This window comes from Paracoccus sp. PAR01 (assembly GCF_014851995.1).
Taxonomy (GTDB): domain Bacteria; phylum Pseudomonadota; class Alphaproteobacteria; order Rhodobacterales; family Rhodobacteraceae; genus Paracoccus; species Paracoccus litorisediminis.
Genome location: NZ_JACVAW010000001.1, coordinates 275035 through 290715, shown reverse-complemented (window position 1 = coordinate 290715; position 15681 = coordinate 275035). Strand labels below are relative to the sequence as shown.

The window sequence follows — 15681 nt, the reverse complement described above, 5'->3', positions numbered from 1 at the left end:
GTGAAGATCTGGGCGCGGCGAACGGATTTTCACCGTTTCACAAATACCCATTCTAACTTGCGGGCAGAAGTCGCGCCCCGATCAGGGGTGGGCGGCCTGCCAGGCACGGGGATCGGTCAGGAAGCTTTCGACCTCGGCCAGCGTTTCCTGATCGTAGAAACCCTGCGTCTTGGCTTCGGCCAGAACGTCCCACCAGGTGCACAGGTGGTGCAGTTGCACACCGTGATCGGCAAGGCGCTGCGTGGTTTCCGGGAAAATGCCGTAATAGAAGATCACCGCCGTATGGGCGCAGCTTGCCCCGGTCTCACGGATCGCATCGACGAAGCTAAGCTTCGAGCCACCATCGGTGGTCAGGTCCTCGACCAGCAGCACGCGCTGGCCTTCGGTCATGGCGCCTTCAATGCGGGCGTTGCGTCCGTAACCTTTGGGCTTCTTGCGCACATAGGTCATCGGCAGTTCCAGCCGCTCGGCGACGAAAGCCGCAAAGGGGATGCCCGCCGTTTCGCCGCCGGCGATATTGTCGAAGGCGTCGAAGCCCGCATCGCGCAGCACCGTCGCCGACAGGAAATCCATCAGCGTCGAGCGGATGCGCGGGAAGCTGATCAGCTTGCGGCAGTCGATATAGGTCGGTCCCTTGAGGCCGGAGGCATAGGTATAGGGCTCGGCCGCGTTGAAGTGGACGGCCTTGATTTCCAGAAGCATCCGGGCGGTCAGGCGGGCGATTTCCTCGCGCGGGGGGAAGGGCAGGGTCATGCGGGGTCCTCGACATGCCAGTAGAGCGGGAAGCCGGGATCGAACACGGTGACGGTCTCGTCTCCGGCAGGGATATGGGTCGGATAGGTCGCGGGCGTGTCGCGTTTGACCAGACGGATCATGTCCTCATTTGCGGGCAGGCCGTAGAAGGCCGGGCCGTTGAGCGAGGTGAAGCCTTCCAGCCGGTCCAGCGCGCCGTCTTCCTCGAAGACCTGAGCAAGGATCGACATGGTGTTCGGCGCGGTGAAGCAACCGGCGCAGCCGCAGGCCGATTCCTTGGCGCGGTCCGGATGCGGGGCCGAGTCGGTGCCCAGGAAGAAGCGCTGATCCCCCGAGGTCGCGGCGCGGCGCAGCGCCAGCCGGTGGCTTTCGCGCTTGGCGACGGGCAGGCAGTAGTAATGCGGCTTGATGCCGCCGACCAGGATATGGTTGCGGTTGATCACCAGGTGATGGGTGGTGATGGTCGCGCCGATATTCTGGTTCGCGCTGACATAGTCCACGCCGTCCGAGGTGGTGATGTGTTCCATCACCACGCGCAGACCGGGGGTCGCGCGGCGGATCGGGTCCAGCACCTTGTCGATGAACACGGCCTCGCGGTCAAAGATGTCGACGGCGGGATCGGTGACTTCGCCATGCGTGCAAAGCGGGATGCCGGCCTCGGCCATGGCTTCCAGCACCGGGCGGACCTTGTCGAAATCACGCACGCCCGAGGCCGAGTTGGTGGTGGCCCCGGCCGGGTAAAGCTTCACCGCCGAGATGATTCCATCGCGGTGAGCGGCGATCAGATCGGCCGGATCGGTGGTCTCGGTCAGGTAGATCGTCATCAAAGGACGTAGCGTCACTTCTGGCGGCAGGGCTGCCAGAATGCGGTCGCGATAGGCTGCCGCCTGCGCCCCGGTCACCACCGGCGGAACAAGGTTCGGCATGATGATCGCCCGGCCGAAATGGCCGGAATATGCTGCAACTGCGGCCAGCATCTCGCCATCGCGAAGATGCAGATGCCAGTCGTCGGGGCGGCGGAGCGTCAGGGAATTTGTCATGGCATCCCTCTATACCGACGGTCCGGTCATGAAAATAGGGGCTGTGCGTCTGACGAAGGAATGACTTGGCATTCCGCCTCGCGAGTCGCAGATTCAACAAAGGGGGGCAGTGAAAGCGGAGTTGCGAATGGCATACGGCAGGCTGAACCCGTTCGGGCTGGGCAATCCTGTGCTGCTTTGGCAGCAGATGGCACGCATCGGCTGGGAATCGCAGATGGTCATCGCGATGCGCATGGCGGGAATGATGGGCATGGTGCCGCAGGACGCGGCCGAACCGACACGCATGGTCGCCGAAAAGGCCGATGCGGCGTCCGAGGCGATGTTTGCGGCGTTGAAATCGGCAGGGCGGGGTGACCGCGCTGACCAAGTGATGGCGGCGGCCTTGCGGCCCTACCGCCGGCGCACCAAGGCCAATGTCAGGCGGCTGACGAAAAAGACCTGAGGCAGCCCCTGAAATGCGAAACGCGCCCCGAAAGGGGCGCGTTCGTCATTCGATCGGGCGTGATCAGATCAGCTTGCCCATCGCGACGGCGGTATCCGACATGCGGTTCGAGAAACCCCATTCGTTGTCGTACCAGGTCAGGATGCGGCAAAGCTTGCCTTCCATGACCTTGGTCTGGTCCATGTGGAAGACCGAGCTGTGCGGGTCGTGGTTGAAGTCGGTCGAGACCAGCGGCTCCTCGGTGTAGCCCAGAATGCCCTTCAGCGGACCATTGGCGGCAGCCTTGATCGCGGCGTTGATTTCCTCGACCGAGGTGTCGCGGGCGGCTTCAAAAGTCAGGTCGACGACCGAGACGTTCGGGGTCGGCACGCGGATCGCGACGCCGTCCAGACGGCCTTTCAGTTCCGGCAGGACCAGACCCACGGCCTTGGCGGCACCGGTCGAGGTCGGGATCATCGACAGCGCGGCCGCGCGGGCGCGGTACAGATCCTTGTGCATCGTGTCCAGCGTGGGCTGGTCGCCGGTATAGCTGTGGATCGTGGTCATGAAGCCACGGGTGATGCCGATGGTGTCGTTCAGCACCTTGGCGACCGGCGACAGGCAGTTGGTGGTGCAGCTGGCGTTCGAGACGACGATATCGTCCTTGGTCAGCGTGTCGTGGTTCACACCGAAGACGATGGTCTTGTCGGCATTGTCGCCGGGGGCCGAGATCAGCACGCGTTTCGCGCCGGTCGACAGATGCGCCTGCACCTTTTCTTTCGAGGTGAAGATGCCGGTGCATTCCATGATGACATCGACGTCACCCCAGGGCAGCTCGGCGGGGTTGCGGATCGCGGTGACCTTGATCGGCCCGCGGCCGACATCGATCGAATCCGCAGTGGTCGTGACCTTGGCCGGGAAGCGCCCGTGAACCGAGTCGTAGCGCAGCAGATGGGCATTGGTTTCCACCGGGCCCAGATCGTTGATTGCGACGACCTCGATATCGGTGCGGCCCGATTCGATGATCGCGCGCAGAACGTTCCGACCAATACGGCCAAAACCGTTGATTGCCACCTTTACAGCCATGGGGTCCCTCCGGGCGCTGATGATGTTCGGGTGGCAGATAGCGCGCAATCGCCGGAGAATGCAAATGGCTGAAACCGGGATTGCACCAAAAGTTTTGTCAAATAACCATGTTAGCGCCCAGAGTTTTCAGCGCTTTCGCGGGTGAATGGGATGTTAGCGCCAGAAACTCAGATATTCGATCAGCGTGGCAAACTGCTTTCCCAGAAAGACCGGCAGCGTTCCCTGAAAGAATACCGCGTCCAGAACGAACAGGGTCAGAATCAGCAGCCCCAGACAAAGGGCGATTACATTGGTCATCAGCGCGTCCCGGCTGGAAACTTTGGACCAGAGCTAGGCGACCGGGCGGGCATGGGCAAGCGTTCAGTCCAACCCTTGCCCGGCATCTTCGCTGTCCTGCGCGATCAGGAACAGGTCGCCATCGGCCTCCATCCGGCGGATGGTGGTGACGACATTGTTCATCGCGGTCTCGGCATCCTTGGCGGTGACGGCATTGGTATTCTCGACCTCTTCGCGGATGCTTTCCGCCAGCCGCGAGGGCAGGCCCGAGAGCAGGAATTCCACCGTCGGCTTGTTGCGGCCCTTGGCCCCGGCCATGGCGGTGATCATGATCGGGCCCACGACCTCACGTGTGATGCGGGGAATGTCGCGTGGATCGACGCGGGTCGGGATATTGGCCCAGGTGAAGATGGTCTTGCGCACTTCGGTCGCGAATTCGGCGTCGTCGTCATCCAGCCCGGCCAGAACGTCGTCGCGGGTCGTGGAGGGTGAGCCGTTCAGGATCGCGCCAACCTTATCGACTACCTTGCCCTCGATCGCGGGGCGCGGCACGGCGTCGGCGGCCTGGATCAGCGCCCGGCCGATACGGTGCAGGGCCTTTTCCTCAATCATGCCGGTCAGCGACATCGCATAGGCGATCTGGCGCGAGCGTTGGGAATCCAGCAGGCCAAACACCTCGGCCGCGCGCGGCACCGGCAGTTTTGAGAACATGACCGCCGCAATCTCGATCGCTTCGGTCCGGGCCAGTTCGGCAAGCAATTGCGGGGTGAAATGGGCAATACGCTCCCACGGGTCGCCCGAGCCGTTCAGCGCGGCCAGACGGCGCAGCCTATCGGTGGTATCGGCAGAGAGATGTCCGTCCAGCAGGTCCAGCGTGCCGTCGATATCGCCGGGAAAGCTGAGCCCCACGGCTTCGAGCCGGTCGCAGAATTCGGCGATGACGGTATTGCGCGTGTCGCGGTCGACCAGACCCATCAGCGCCATTTCCTGCGCCAGATCGGTCTGCAACCCCGGCGGGATGCGCGACAGGTCCAGATCCTCGCCTTCGCCCAGAACGACGCGGACGATGATCGCGGCTTTCTGCCGGGCGCTGAGCGCGGGATTTGCGGGTTGTGGGATCATGTGACGGCCCCCGATTCCTAGGTCTCGGGGGCAGTCTGGCATCAATTCAAGAACGGTCGGTTAATGCGCGCCGTTTTCACCGAAGACACGGCGGAAAATCGTGTCGACATGCTTGGTGTGGTAGCCCAGATCGAACTTTTCCTCGATCTCGGCGGGGGACAGCGCGGCGGTGACTTCGGCATCGGCCAGCAGCTCGGTCTTGAAGTCCGCGCCTTGTTCCCAGACCTTCATCGCGTTGCGCTGGACCAGACGATAGGCGTCCTCACGCGACACGCCAGCCTGCGTCAGTGCCAGCAGCACGCGCTGCGACATGACCAGCCCTTTGAACTTGTTCATGTTCCGCAGCATGTTTTCCGGATAGACGACCAGCTTTTCGACGACGCCAGCCAGACGGTTCAGCGCGAAATCCAGCGTGATCGTCGCATCGGGGCCAATAGCGCGCTCGACCGAGGAATGGCTGATGTCGCGTTCATGCCAAAGCGCCACGTTCTCCATCGCCGGGATCACGGCCATGCGAACCAGACGGGCAAGGCCGGTCAGGTTTTCGGTCAGGACCGGATTGCGCTTGTGCGGCATGGCCGACGAGCCCTTCTGGCCGGGGCTGAAGAATTCTTCGGCTTCCAGCACCTCGGTGCGCTGCATGTGGCGGATCTCGATGGCGACGTTCTCGATCGACGAGGCGATGACGCCCAGCGTCGCAAAGAACATGGCGTGACGGTCACGCGGAATGACCTGCGTGCTGATCGGCTCGGGCTTCAGGCCCAGTTTCGCGCAGACATGTTCCTCGACCGCCGGGTCGATATTGGCGAAGGTGCCGACAGCGCCCGAGATCGCGCCGGTGGCGATTTCTTCGCGTGCGGCGACCAGACGGGCGCGGTTGCGGTCCATCTCGGCATAGAAGCGGGCGAAGGTCAGGCCCATCGTTGTCGGCTCGGCATGGATGCCGTGGCTGCGGCCGATGCGGACGGTGTCTTTATGCTCAAAGGCGCGGGTCTTCAGCGCGGTCAGAACGCGGTCCATATCGGCCAGCAGGATGTCGGCGGCGCGGACCAGTTGCACGTTCAGCGTGGTGTCCAGCACGTCCGAGCTGGTCATGCCTTGGTGAACGAAGCGGGCCTCATCGCTGCCGATATGTTCGGCCAGATGGGTCAGGAACGCGATAACGTCATGTTTTGTAACGGCTTCGATCTCGTCGATGCGGGCGACGTCGAACTGGACATCGCGGGCTTTCCAGACCGCCTCGGCATTCGCGCGCGGGATCACGCCCAGATCGGCCTGAGCGTCGCAGGCATGGGCCTCGATCTCGTACCAGATCTTGAACTTGGTTTCGGGCGACCAGATGGCGACCATTTCGGGGCGGGAATAGCGCGGGATCATCGGATTCTCCTGTATTTGCGGGGCTTTTAGCCGTCAAACCCCTTGCCCGCAACCGCGCTGCACGCATGATGCCGACATGAGCGAGATCCTACAGAAGCATCTGGGCTTTGCGCCCTGGACCGACCCCCGCACGCGGCGTCTGCCGGGGACGGTTCCCGTGACCGAGGATGATTGGCTGGTGCAGGATGACGCATTCGCCAAGCAATTGGAATTGCGGGAAAATCTGATCGTTGAGCGTACACAGGCCGTCCACCGGCTGCACACAGGCTGTACACCGGCGGCGCAGGAACTTTACGACTGGATCATGCGGCTGCTGCCTGCGCGCGGTTATGACATGGGCGAGGTCATTCGCCGTCCCGATGGCGGGATGGTGCGTGCCGACCGTGATCAGCCCTTGCTGACCTTGGGGCGGCTGGTGGCCGAGGACCTGTGCCTGATGGTGCCGGGCGAGGGCGATGAGCATATCCTTGGCGGCGCGATCCTGTGCTTTCCGGCGGGCTGGACGCTGGATCAGAAGTTCATGCGCCCGATGATGCGCATCCACAAGCCGGTGGCAAAATATACCGAGGATGTGGGTAAGCGGGTGCAGCGCCTGCTGGATGGCATCCGGCCGGGGATCGGGATGATGCGGGGGACCGCGCATCATTCCAACGCGCCCCTGCACAATCCCCGGACCGAGGAGCAGGGCCGCGCCCCCGAAGGCGCGCTGCCCTTCATCCGGGTTGAGCGGCAATGCCTGTTCCGGCTGCCGGAAACCGGGGCTGTGGTGTTTTCCATCCATACCTCGGTGATCCGGCCCGAGGATCTGAGCCCTGAGCAGCAGGCGGCGCTGGAGGAATTCCCGATTCGCGAGGCAGCATGAACTGCCGAGCTATTCGCCAGACGCGGACCCGCCTTGCATCCTGCGACATTGTGTCGCCAAGGTGCGGCCCACAATTCTGACATCCAAGCAATTCATCAAGAGGGCAGATGATGCCGACGCTTTTCGATCCGCTGACGCTGGGCGCAGTGACACTGAAAAACCGCATCGTGATGGCGCCGTTGACGCGCAGCAGGGCGGTCGATGATCGCGTCCCCAATGCCCTGATGGCCGAATATTACGGCCAGCGCGCCGAGGCCGGGCTGATCCTGTCCGAGGCGACCGCCGTGACGCCGATGGGCGTGGGTTACGCCAATACGCCGGGCATCTGGAGCGATGCGCAGGTCGAGGGCTGGAAGCAGGTCACCAAGGAAGTGCATGACCGCGGCGGGCTGATCTTCCTGCAATTGTGGCATGTCGGGCGGATTTCGGACCCGATCTTCCTTGACGGGGCGGCTCCGGTCGCACCAAGCGCGATCCGGCCTGCGGGCACGGTCAGCCTTGTCCGTCCGAAGCGCGAATATGTGACGCCCCGGGCACTGGAAACCAATGAGATTGCGGGTGTGGTCGAGGCCTATCGCCTTGGTGCGGAAAACGCCAAGCGCGCCGGGTTCGACGGCGTCGAGATCCATGCCGCCAATGGCTATCTGCTGGACCAGTTCCTGCAGGACAGCACCAACCAGCGTACCGACGCCTATGGCGGCTCGCTGGAGAATCGCACGCGGTTGCTGGAAGAAGTCACCGATGCCGCGATCGGCATCTGGGGCGCGGACCGGGTCGGTGTCCACCTGTCGCCGCGGGGCGATCAGCATGACATGGGCGACAGCGATCCCCGGGCGCTGTTCGTGCGCGTGGCGGAACAGATGCGCCAGCGTGGCGTCGCTTTCCTTGCGCTGCGCGAGCATCTGGCACCGGACAGCGTGCTGGGCGACGTGAAGGCTGCCTTTGGCGGCCCGGTCATCGCCAATGAGCGCCTGTCGCGCGAGGCGGCTGCAGGGCTGGTGGCCGAGGGCCGTGCCGATGCGGTGGCCTTTGGCGTCAATTTCATCGCCACGCCCGATCTGCCGCGCCGTCTGCGCGATGGGTTGGATCTGAACCCCGTCGATCCGGCGACCTTCTATACCAGCGGCGCCGAGGGCTATACCGACTATCCCTTTGCCGAGGAACTGGCCTGAGCGAAAATGAAAGGGCGCCGCGCGGCGCCTTTTTTTTCCTGATATCAGGGGTTGGATTGAAGGGACGCGCGTGTGCGTCCCGATGCAGGCCCGGTTGGAAAGATCCCCAAATGCTACTCGACAATTTATACAGTTTACCTGTATAAATTGTCTTACTCACTTGAAGGGATCGATTATGCCCGCCGATCAAAAAGAGGTGGTTCGCCGCTTCAACATCGAGGTCATACAAAATGGCAACGAAACCGCATTCCGTGCCTTGATGGCTGCCGATTTTATCAATCACTCTGCGCCGCAAGGAATGCCGAACGGCCCGGAAAGCATGTGGAATACCTTCCAGCATGTTCTTCGCCCGGCTCTTTCACACCTGACGGTGACGCTTCACGACCAGATCTCCGAGGGGGATAAGGTCACGACCCGAAAGACCATAAGCGGCGTTCATACAGGCACCTTTCTGGGCGTTCCTGCGACAGGGCGGGACGTTGCGATCAGCGTTATAGACATTGTGCGGGTTCAAGACGGAAAATATGCCGAGCATTGGGGGGTGAACACCTTGCCGAATGTTCTTGCCGCATTGTCGAAGGCTTGATCCGGCAGTCAGCACAGCCGCTCGATAACGAGAATCGCTGCCGCAAGGGTTCGTTTGTCCTGCTCGGACAGGCGCTCCTCGATCAGGTCGGCGATCTGACACGTTCGAGCTTCGCGCGAGCTGGAGAGTTTTTCCTGCCCTTTTGGAGTGATAGATAGAAGTTGGCTGCGCCCATCCGCTGGATTGGGCAATTTGCTGATCAGGCACTCAGCCTCCAACTGAGCGGCAACCAATCGCATGCTTTGATGCCTTACATTGCGACGTTCTGCGAGTTCGGCAACACTGAGCGGCCCGGCCTGATCCAGAAGCGACAGCGTTTCCGACTGGGGAGTGGTCGGGGTATTTGCCTGTGTCTTTACGCCACGAACAAATCTGCCGAGCGTGATCCGAAGACTTTCCGCAAGCGCAAGCGCGTCGAAACGGTTCTCGGCGCTGGCTTCTTTGCTTGGCATTTTTGTTTCCTGCAGTTGAAAGATGCGGCGCATCTTTCCTTAGGCCGAGAGGCACGGGAGCCAGAATAGCGTTCCGGTCTTGGTGCCTATCCAACATTCCGCATTTCAGATCACGCGGTGCTGTCGGGCGTGACCCTATTGCACCGCTATCACGAAGTCAGATTACCGGTGCGCAGTTGCTGGCGATAGCGCGTCTGGCTGTTTTTCAGATGCCTTACCATGGCCTGACGCGCGGCCTCGGGGTCGGTCATCTGGATCGCGGCGAGGATCGCGCCATGCTCCTGTTCCAGCAGGCGAACGTAATCCGGGCTGACCGGAACCTCGCCTTCCTTGTTCAGCATCCGGCGCGGGATCATCGCGGCGCCGATCAGCTGCAGCATCTCGGGGAAGCGGGGATTGTTCGTCGCTTTCGCGATGGCGAGGTGAAAGGCGAAATCGGCCTCGGCCGTGGGCTTGTTCAGGCGGGCCAGATCGGTCAGGCGCTGATAGGCCTCGATGATCTCTTCCTCTTGCGCGGCAGAATGGCGGGTGGCGGCCAAAGCCGCGCCGTCGCCTTCAAGCGCGGTGCGCAGTTCAAGGATTTCGATGATCGAGGACACCCGGTCGGGGTCCACGTCGCGAAAGGCGGGCGCGGTTTCCGAGGGCGGCAGGACAAAGACCCCCGCGCCCTGCTTCGGTTCGACCACGCCATCGGCGCGAAGGGCGGCAATCGCCTCGCGCACGACGGTGCGGCTGACGCCGAAATCCTGCGTCAGGCGCGATTCCGATGGCAGGCGGTCGCCGGGCTTGTATTCGCCCGCCTGAATCTGGCGGCGCAATTCATCGCGCACGGTCACGACCAGTGTCGGGCCGGGCTGGGTCACGCCGTCATCCGCTTTCATCCTTGGCTTCATCCCTGTTGGGTTCCGAGGCAGGTCATGTATCGGATTTCTGATAGATCGGGTAGGTGGTGAAGACGCCGCCCTGATAGACCAGCACCGGATCGTCATCTGCCGGGCGCGGCACGGTGGCGTCGATCTGTGCGCGGAAGCTTTCCGCATTGTCGCGGGGCTGCCACAGATCGGCGATATGGCTGTTGTCCCACCAGCCCGCGTCATTGTTCGACGCACCCCAGATCACCGGGCAGCCAAGGCGGGGGGCGGCAAAGACGGCGCCGATCAGCGACAGGAAGTCCTCATGCGAAAACCAGCTGCCCAACATCCGGTGGTTTTGCGGTTCCGGCGTGCAAGAGCCGATGCGGACCAGCGCGGTTTCCTGCCCGAACTTGTCGAAATAAAGCCGCGCCACCGCTTCGCCGAATATCTTCGAGACGCCGTACAGGCTGTCGGGGCGGAAGGTGCAGTCGGGGCCAAGGCGCTCGCTTTGCTTGTGAAAGCCGACGGTGTGGTTGGAGCTGGCAAAGATGATGCGCGGCTGACCGTTCAGGCGCGCGGCCTCATAGAGGTTATAAAGGCCGATGATATTGCCCTGCAGGATCGGGTCGAAGGGGCGCTCGACCGAGATGCCGCCCAGATGCAGGATGCCGTCGCAGCCCGCGACCATGGCATTGACCGCCGCGGCATCCGCCAGATCGCATTGCACCACGTCATCGCCGGGCAGGGTGTCGGGCACGGGGACGATATCGGCAAGGCGAAGGCTTTCGGCCATGTCGCGCAGGCGTGGCGTCAGCGCGCGGCCCAATCCGCCTGCGGCCCCGGTGATCAACAGTCGCTTCAGCATGAATCCTAACTCCCGGAAGAAATCCCCAACCCATCGCGGCAAAGGGTCTGTCCGGTGCCGGTTCCTTCCGGCGACAGGACTTCTCCCGTCTTGCCGTCAGATGGTCCTTGCTGTAGTCAACACATAATACAAGGTCTGTCAACCTATATGACATTACGCAGCACGGAGGATACTATGCTGACCGTCGAGACCCGCCAAGCCGTCAATCCCGAATATGCCAAGACCATGGATACCGAGGCCCTGCGCCGCAATTTCTTGGCCTCAGACATGTTCCGCGACGGCGAGATCCGCCTGATCTATACCCATTACGATCGCTTCGTCATGGGCGGCGCGGTGCCGGCAGGCGGCAGCCTTGTGCTGGATGTCGTCGCCGAGACCAAAACCCCAAGTTTCCTTGATCGCCGCGAGATGGGCATCGTCAATGTCGGCGATACCGGGACGGTTCAGGCGGGTGGCGAAAGCTGGACGCTTGAGCGTGGCGACGTGCTGTATCTGGGCATGGGTGCAGGCGCTGTGACCTTTGGTGGTCAGGGGCGCTTCTACATCACCTCTTGCCCGGCGCATCACACCTACCCGAACAAGCTGGTCCGCCTGTCGGACAGCAAGGAAGTCAAACTGGGCGCGGCCGAGACCTCGAACAAGCGCACCATCAACCAGTTCATCCACCCGCTGGTCATGGAAAGCTGCCAGCTGATCCTTGGCTATACCACGCTTGAGGACGGCTCGGTTTGGAACACCATCCCCAGCCACATCCATGACCGCCGCATGGAGGCCTATCTGTATTTCGGCATGGAGCCGCAATCACGCGTCCTGCACCTGATGGGCGAGCCGCAGGAGACCCGCCACCTGTTCATCGGCAACGAAGAGGGCGCGATCTCTCCGCCGTGGTCGATCCATTCGGGCGCGGGCATCGGCTCCTATACGTTCATCTGGGCGATGGCGGGCGATAACGTCGATTATACCGATATGGACTTCATTCAGCCGGGGGATTTGCGTTGAGCCCGTTTTCGCTGGAAGGTCGCAAGGCGCTGGTCACCGGTGCCAATACCGGGCTGGGGCAGGCGATCGCCTTGGGCCTGGCGCAAGCCGGGGCCGAGGTGGTCTGCGCCGCGCGCCGTGATGTCGATGAAACCCTGTCGCTGATCTCGGCGGCAGGCGGCAAGGGCCACGGCCTGATGCTGGATTTCGCCGATCCGATGGCGGCCAAGGACACGTTTGCCGGGCAGGGCTATGACATCCTGATCAACAACGCAGGTATCATCCGCCGCGCCGACGCCGTCGAGTTCAGCGAGGCCGATTGGGACGACGTGATCGACGTCAACCTGAAGGCGGTGTTCTTTACCTGTCAGGCATTTGCCAAGGAGTTGGTCGGGCAGGGCAAGCCCGGCAGCATCGTCAACATCGCCTCGCTGCTGAGCTTTCAGGGTGGCATTCGCGTGCCGTCCTATACCGCCAGCAAGCATGGCGTGGCGGGGCTGACCAAGCTGATGGCGAATGAATGGGCGGCCAAGGGCGTCAACGTCAACGCCATCGCGCCGGGCTATATCGAGACCAACAACACCGAGGCCTTGCGCAACGATCCTGACCGCAATCGCGCGATTCTGGACCGTATCCCGGCTGGGCGCTGGGGTAATCCCGAGGATATCGCCGGCACGGCGGTGTTCCTGTGCTCCAAGGCGGCGGCCTATGTGCATGGCGCGGTGCTGAACGTCGATGGCGGTTGGCTGGCCCGCTAAGGGCCAGTAGGCGCGCTGCGCAACTTATCACACAAGTTATATGATAAGTTGTTGACAGCGCGCCGCCGCATGGCGTATCCGAAGTCGAACCCATAACCCTGAGGACATCACCATGACGCCCGAACAGCTTAAGGTCGCTCTTGGCTCCGGCCTGCTTTCCTTCCCGGTCACCCATTTCGACGCCGAAGGCAATTTCGCGGGCGACAGCTATCGCGCCCATGTCGAATGGCTGGCGGGTTACGACGCCCCCGTGCTGTTCGCAGTCGGCGGCACCGGCGAGTTCTTCTCGCTTGCTCCGCGCGAGATCCCCGAGATCGTCGCCGCTGCCAAGGAAGTTGCTGGCAAGACTGCCATCGTTTCGGGCTGCGGCTACGGCACTGAAATGGCTGTCGAAATCGCGCAATCGGTCGAGAAAGTCGGCGCTGACGGCATCCTGCTGCTGCCGCATTACCTGATCGACGCGCCGCAAGAGGGCCTGTACGCCCACGTCAAGAAAATCTGCGACTCGGTCGATTTCGGCGTCATGGTCTATAACCGCGACAACGCCGTTCTGACCGCCGACACGCTGGCCCGCCTGTGCGACGCCTGCCCGAATCTGGTCGGCTTCAAGGACGGCACCGGCGATATCGGTCTGGTCCGCCAGATCACCGCGAAAATGGGCGACCGTCTGACCTATCTGGGCGGCATGCCGACGGCGGAACTGTTCGCGGAAGCCTATCTGGGCGCTGGCTTCACCACCTACTCCTCGGCGGTGTTCAACTTTGTTCCCGGTCTGGCGAATGAGTTCTACAGCGCGCTGCGCGCCGGTGATCGTGCGACTTGCGAGCGTATCCTGAACGACTTCTTCTATCCGTTCATGGCGATCCGCAACCGCGCCAAGGGCTATGCCGTTTCGGCCATCAAGGCGGGCGTCCGTCTGCAGGGCTTCAACGCGGGTCCGGTGCGTTCGCCGCTGAAAGACCTCGATGCGGCGGAAATGGACATGATGGCCGCTCTGATCGAGCCCTATCAGCGCAAGAAAGCCGCCTGATGAAAATTGCCGCCATTCGCACGCACCTTCTGGAACATCGTCTGGAAGTGCCCTTCGAGAGTGCTTCGATGCGGTTCGACCGCCGGGCGCATGTTCTGGTCGAGGTTGAGTGTGATGACGGCACGGTGGGCTGGGGCGAATGCCTTGGCCCCGCGCGGCCCAATGCCGCGGTGGTCGCCTCCTACGCGCCCTGGCTGATCGGTCAGGACCCGCGGGCCACCGAGCGGCATTGGGCGACGCTTTACAACGCGCTGCGCGATCAAGGGCAGCGCGGACTGACCATCACGGCGCTGTCGGGGATCGACATGGCGCTGTGGGACATCAAGGGCAAAAGCCTTGGCGTCTCGGTCTCGACCCTGCTGGGCGGGCGCTGGCGCGAATCCGTGCGCGCCTATGCCACCGGCAGCTTCAAGCGTGACGGCGTGGACCGGGTTTCGGACAATGCGTCCGAGATGGCGCAGCGCCGGGCCGAAGGCTTCCACGCCTGCAAGATCAAGATCGGCTTCGATCCCGCCGAGGATATGCGGGTCATCCGCGCCGTGCGTGAGGCGATCGGCCCCGACATGCGGCTGATGATCGACGCGAACCACGGCTATACGGTCGCCGAGGCGATCAAGGTCGGTCGCGCCGCCGCCGAATATGACATCGACTGGTTCGAGGAACCGGTCGTTCCCGAACAGCTTTCCTCCTATGCCGAGGTCCGCGCCGGTCAACCGATCCCGGTCGCCGGGGGCGAGACGTGGCACACGCGCTGGGGCATGAACGCAGCCCTTCAGGCGCGCGCCGTCGACATCCTCCAGCCCGACATGGCCGGTTGCGGCGGGTTGTCCGAGGCAACAAAGATCGCGGCCATCGCCAGCCTGCATGGCGTGCGCATCGTGCCGCATGTCTGGGGCACGGGCGTCCATATCGCCGCCGCCCTGCAATTCATGGCCGCGCAGACCCCCGACCCTGTGCGCGTGAACCCGGTCGAGCCGATCATGGAGTTCGACCGCACCCATAACCCCTTCCGTCAGGCGGTGCTGAACACCCCGATCGAGGCCGTGAATGGGGTGGTCGCCATCCCGAACGGGCCGGGGCTGGGGATCGAGGTCAACCGCGACGCTTTGACCGAATTCAGGATGCAAGACGCATGATCCTTCGTAAACTGACTGGTGATGCTCCGGCCGTTCCCTTTCCCAAGGGAGCGGTCGATTCACAAATGCACATGTATCTGCCGGGTTATCCGGCGCTGCCCGGTGGTCCGGGCTTGCCGCGTGATCCGCTGCCCGATGCGGATGCCTATCGACAGTTGATGGGCTGGATGGGGATCGACCGCGTCATCATCACCCAAGGCAATGCCCATCAGCGCGACAATGGCAATCTGGTCGCCTGTCTGGCCGAGATGGGCGACTGCGCCCGCGGCGTCGCGGTGATCGATGAGGCGACTTCGGACGCCGAAATCACGCGGCTGTCGGATGCGGGCGTGGTCGGTGCGCGGATCATGAATCTGCCCGGCGGTGCGTTGAATCTGGACCATCTTGAGGCCGTGGATGCCCGCGCCCATGCGGCGGGCTGGATGGTTGCGGTGCAGTTCGACGGTTCGGACATCCTGACGCATCTGCCGCGGCTGATGGCCTTGAAATCACGCTGGGTCTTCGACCATCACGGCAAGTTCTTTCGCGGTGCCGTCCCCGACAGCCCGGAAATCGACGCCGTGCTGCAGTTGATCGACCGCGGCAATTGCTGGTTCAAATTCGCTGGCGTCTATGAAAGCAGCAAGGAGGCCTGGCCCTATCGCGATATCGAGGGGCTCTCGCGCCGCATTGCTGCCCATGCGCCCGAGCGCATCGTCTGGGGCACGAACTGGCCACATAACGGTATCACCCGCACCGAAGACTACCCGAATGAGGTCGAATTGGCCCAACTGGTGCTGGACTGGCTGCCCGAGGGCGCGCGCGATGCTGTCCTTGTGGGCAACCCGCAAGAACTCTATGGCCTAAAGCCTGTCTGATGGGTTATTGAACCTTGTCATAGGCCTTGGCCCAATAAAGACTGACAACTACCGAA

The 15681-nt window shown here is 62.8% G+C and carries 18 protein-coding genes; 9 read left to right on the top strand and 9 right to left on the bottom strand.

Features of this window, described 5'->3' with window-relative positions; genetic code table 11:
- Positions 1-81: 81 nt before the first annotated feature.
- Both IB235_RS01510 and pyrC read right to left on the bottom strand, forming a co-directional pair.
- Positions 82-753 (bottom strand): orotate phosphoribosyltransferase, encoded by a 672-nt coding sequence (locus tag IB235_RS01510; protein ID WP_155037849.1) that lies wholly within the window; start codon positions 751-753, stop codon positions 82-84.
- Positions 750-1793, bottom strand: a complete 1044-nt coding sequence (gene pyrC, locus IB235_RS01505) for a dihydroorotase (protein ID WP_155037848.1) — start codon at positions 1791-1793, stop codon at positions 750-752. The genes IB235_RS01510 and pyrC overlap by 4 nt, the downstream gene beginning before the upstream one ends.
- Before the next feature lie 127 nt (positions 1794-1920).
- Here pyrC and IB235_RS01500 point away from each other — a divergent pair, with 127 nt between their 5' ends.
- On the top strand, positions 1921-2235 hold the full coding sequence (locus IB235_RS01500) for an antibiotic ABC transporter (RefSeq protein WP_155037847.1): 315 nt from the start codon (positions 1921-1923) through the stop codon (positions 2233-2235).
- 63 nt (positions 2236-2298) lie between these two features.
- Here the strand turns inward: IB235_RS01500 and gap are convergent, their stop codons facing one another.
- The 4 genes from gap to purB all read right to left on the bottom strand — a co-directional run bounded on the left by gap (position 2299) and on the right by purB (position 6075).
- A complete protein-coding gene (gene gap, locus IB235_RS01495; RefSeq protein ID WP_155037846.1) occupies positions 2299-3300 on the bottom strand; it encodes a type I glyceraldehyde-3-phosphate dehydrogenase in 1002 nt (333 codons plus the stop codon).
- A 153-nt stretch (positions 3301-3453) separates the two neighbouring features.
- Positions 3454-3597 carry a hypothetical protein gene (locus IB235_RS01490; protein WP_170297586.1) on the bottom strand — a complete coding sequence of 48 codons (144 nt, stop codon included), beginning with the start codon at positions 3595-3597 and terminating at the stop codon, positions 3454-3456.
- Positions 3598-3660: 63 nt separating this feature from the next.
- The gene (locus IB235_RS01485; RefSeq protein WP_192335018.1) at positions 3661-4698 is read right to left on the bottom strand and encodes a FliG C-terminal domain-containing protein; all 1038 of its coding nucleotides are present in this window, start codon (positions 4696-4698) and stop codon (positions 3661-3663) included.
- Between the two features lie 60 nt (positions 4699-4758).
- Positions 4759-6075, bottom strand: coding sequence for an adenylosuccinate lyase (gene purB, locus IB235_RS01480; protein ID WP_155037844.1), 1317 nt, complete (start codon positions 6073-6075; stop codon positions 4759-4761).
- Positions 6076-6151: 76 nt separating this feature from the next.
- On the opposite strand from purB, the gene IB235_RS01475 reads away from it, so the two are divergent.
- The 3 genes from IB235_RS01475 (at position 6152) to IB235_RS01465 (ending at position 8695) form a co-directional block, all read left to right on the top strand.
- Positions 6152-6937 (top strand): DUF3445 domain-containing protein, encoded by a 786-nt coding sequence (locus IB235_RS01475; RefSeq protein WP_192335015.1) that lies wholly within the window; start codon positions 6152-6154, stop codon positions 6935-6937.
- Positions 6938-7044: 107 nt separating this feature from the next.
- Complete coding sequence (locus IB235_RS01470) at positions 7045-8109, top strand: alkene reductase (RefSeq protein WP_225612016.1); 1065 nt, start codon at positions 7045-7047, stop codon at positions 8107-8109.
- A gap of 175 nt (positions 8110-8284) precedes the next feature.
- Positions 8285-8695 (top strand): ester cyclase, encoded by a 411-nt coding sequence (locus IB235_RS01465; protein ID WP_192335012.1) that lies wholly within the window; start codon positions 8285-8287, stop codon positions 8693-8695.
- An 8-nt stretch (positions 8696-8703) separates the two neighbouring features.
- Here the strand turns inward: IB235_RS01465 and IB235_RS01460 are convergent, their stop codons facing one another.
- The 3 genes from IB235_RS01460 to IB235_RS01450 all read right to left on the bottom strand — a co-directional run bounded on the left by IB235_RS01460 (position 8704) and on the right by IB235_RS01450 (position 10866).
- The gene (locus IB235_RS01460; protein WP_192335010.1) at positions 8704-9180 is read right to left on the bottom strand and encodes a MarR family winged helix-turn-helix transcriptional regulator; all 477 of its coding nucleotides are present in this window, start codon (positions 9178-9180) and stop codon (positions 8704-8706) included.
- A gap of 116 nt (positions 9181-9296) precedes the next feature.
- Positions 9297-10028 (bottom strand): FadR/GntR family transcriptional regulator, encoded by a 732-nt coding sequence (locus tag IB235_RS01455; RefSeq protein ID WP_192335007.1) that lies wholly within the window; start codon positions 10026-10028, stop codon positions 9297-9299.
- Positions 10029-10062: 34 nt separating this feature from the next.
- Positions 10063-10866 carry an NAD(P)-dependent oxidoreductase gene (locus IB235_RS01450; protein WP_225612015.1) on the bottom strand — a complete coding sequence of 268 codons (804 nt, stop codon included), beginning with the start codon at positions 10864-10866 and terminating at the stop codon, positions 10063-10065.
- Between the two features lie 174 nt (positions 10867-11040).
- Between IB235_RS01450 and kduI the strand changes: the two genes are divergently transcribed.
- From kduI to IB235_RS01425, 5 genes are all read left to right on the top strand, one after another.
- The gene (kduI, locus tag IB235_RS01445; protein WP_192335005.1) at positions 11041-11865 is read left to right on the top strand and encodes a 5-dehydro-4-deoxy-D-glucuronate isomerase; all 825 of its coding nucleotides are present in this window, start codon (positions 11041-11043) and stop codon (positions 11863-11865) included.
- On the top strand, positions 11862-12602 hold the full coding sequence (gene kduD / locus IB235_RS01440) for a 2-dehydro-3-deoxy-D-gluconate 5-dehydrogenase KduD (RefSeq protein ID WP_192335003.1): 741 nt from the start codon (positions 11862-11864) through the stop codon (positions 12600-12602). The genes kduI and kduD overlap by 4 nt, the downstream gene beginning before the upstream one ends.
- A gap of 112 nt (positions 12603-12714) precedes the next feature.
- The gene (kdgD, locus tag IB235_RS01435) at positions 12715-13632 is read left to right on the top strand and encodes a 5-dehydro-4-deoxyglucarate dehydratase (RefSeq protein ID WP_192335001.1); all 918 of its coding nucleotides are present in this window, start codon (positions 12715-12717) and stop codon (positions 13630-13632) included.
- Entirely contained in the window at positions 13632-14768 is a 1137-nt protein-coding gene (locus tag IB235_RS01430; RefSeq protein WP_192334999.1) for a mandelate racemase/muconate lactonizing enzyme family protein, read from the top strand. Before kdgD ends, IB235_RS01430 begins: the two co-directional genes overlap by 1 nt.
- Positions 14765-15625 carry an amidohydrolase family protein gene (locus IB235_RS01425; RefSeq protein ID WP_225612014.1) on the top strand — a complete coding sequence of 287 codons (861 nt, stop codon included), beginning with the start codon at positions 14765-14767 and terminating at the stop codon, positions 15623-15625. The genes IB235_RS01430 and IB235_RS01425 overlap by 4 nt, the downstream gene beginning before the upstream one ends.
- Positions 15626-15681 lie beyond the last annotated feature (56 nt).